Source organism: Rothia sp. HMSC075F09 (assembly GCF_001810515.1).
In the GTDB taxonomy this organism is placed as follows: domain Bacteria; phylum Actinomycetota; class Actinomycetes; order Actinomycetales; family Micrococcaceae; genus Rothia.
The window spans coordinates 279,085-281,028 of record NZ_KV801780.1 but is presented as its reverse complement, the minus strand read 5'-3'; the positions used below and the strand labels follow the sequence as shown (position 1 = coordinate 281,028).

Below are 1,944 nucleotides of genomic sequence, written 5' to 3'. Positions count from 1 at the left end.
GAGGCAACCGAAGCACCTAAGGCTGAGGCAACTGAAGCTCCTAAGGCTGAAGCTCCTAAGGCTGAGGCAACCGAAGCACCTAAGGCTGAGGCAACCGAAGCTCCTAAGGCTGAAGCACCTAAGGCTGAGGCTCCCAAGGCTGAGGCAACCGAAGCTCCTAAGGCTGAAGCACCTAAGGCTGAGGCAACCGAAGCACCTAAGGCTGAAACCCCCAAGGCTGAGACTCCTAAGGCTGAGGCAACCGAAGCACCTAAGGCTGAGGCAACCGAAGCTCCTAAGGCTGAAGCACCTAAGGCTGAGGCTCCCAAGGCTGAGGCAACCGAAGCTCCTAAGGCTGAAGCACCTAAGGCTGAGGCAACCGAAGCACCTAAGGCTGAAACCCCTAAGGCTGAGACTCCTAAGGCTGAGACCCCTGCTCCCGCAACCCCCGAGCCCACCACTCCCTCCACCCCGGCTCCCGAGGTGAAGCAGGCTAACCCCTTCGTCTCCATCGAGAACGCACGCTTCTCCGGTGATGCGCAGTTTAACACCGTGAGCGTTGTTGGTACCGGCTTCTACGGCGAGAAGGTCGGCCCCGGCGTTCAGGTCAGCATCTACGCGCTGGATGAGAACCAGCAGATTACCGGCGACGTCATTACCACCGTGTCCGTGTCTGCGGACCAGATTCAGGATGGCTCCTTCAAGACTTCCTTCACTGTCGAGGCAAGCAAGCTGCCCGCCGGCGCTTCCTACGCTCTGGTTGCTGTGAGCAACCCTCAGGCTGCTCAGGCTGACCAGAAGCTCGTGGCTCTCTCCTCCTTCAAGGTCACCGAGTCCACCTCTCCCGAGGCACCCAAGAACAAAGAGACCCCCGCTCCCGTGACCCCGGCACCGGAGACCCCCAAGGCTGACGAGACTCCCGCTCCCGTGACCCCGGCACCGGAGACCCCGAAGGCTGACGAGACCCCGGCACCCGAGGCTCCCAAGACTGAAGCACCCAAGGAAGAAACTCCTGCTCCGGAAGCACCTAAGACTGAGACCCCCAAGGCTGACGAGACCCCCGCTCCGGAGGCTCCCGCAGCACCCGAGAACGCAACCCTCACCACCGAGGACGCTTCCCTGAACCCGAACGATCAGTACAACGTCCTGACCTTCAACGGCTCCGGCTTCACCCACGAGTCCGTCGCTAACGGTGTGCAGATCGCTATCTTCCGCCTGGATGCAAACGGCAACATCACCGGCGACGCTCTGGCAACCCACGACGTACCCGCTTCTGAAATCGTGAACGGCACCTTCCGCGTCAAGGTCAGCGTTCTTGCTGAACTGCTGCAGCCCGGTTACGCCTACGCAATGGTGGCAACCAGCGACCCCAACGGCCCGGTACACCAGGTTGCAGTCACCACCGCCACCGTGAGCGATGCGAACAACCCCGCACCGACCCTGCCGGCAGCTACCGAGGACGAGAGCACCACCGTTCGCGATAACGGCGACGGCACCACCAGCGTCTTCACCGCTGAAATGCGCGAAGACGGTTCGGTTGTCGTAACCGAGACCCGCATGCCCTCTTCTCAGGCACCCAAGGCTAAGGTTGGTAACGCATCCGCTGCTACCTCCTCTAGCTCCAAGGGCCACACTGTAGGCGTCTCCGGCACCAAGGGCTCGGCTCAGGCTTCCTCCTCCTCGAAGCAGCAGCTGGCACACACCGGTGCTGAGGGTGTTGCAGGTATCGCAGGCGTTGGCGCCGCAGCTCTGATTGCTGGTGCCGCACTGATGCTCCTGCGCCGCCGCAGCCTCTAATAGCTCAGCCTCTATAGGCTAGGCTCTGAATATCTGATACTCGCCGTAAGGTGAGTGATTCAAGTGCCGCCAATACTCTGAAAGGGTATTGGCGGCACTTTTGCATGCCAGCAGTTTTTTGCGTGCCAGCAGTTTTTGTTGAGCTGTTCTTTGGATCTGGGGGGGGGG

Annotated in this window: 1 protein-coding gene; it reads left to right on the top strand. The window is 61.0% G+C overall.

Annotated features, from left to right (window positions below; genetic code table 11):
* Positions 1 to 1,776, top strand: a 1,776-nt coding sequence (locus HMPREF2749_RS03010) for an LPXTG cell wall anchor domain-containing protein (RefSeq protein WP_246823490.1), incomplete at its 5' end; no start/stop codon positions are given.
* Positions 1,777 to 1,944 lie beyond the last annotated feature (168 nt).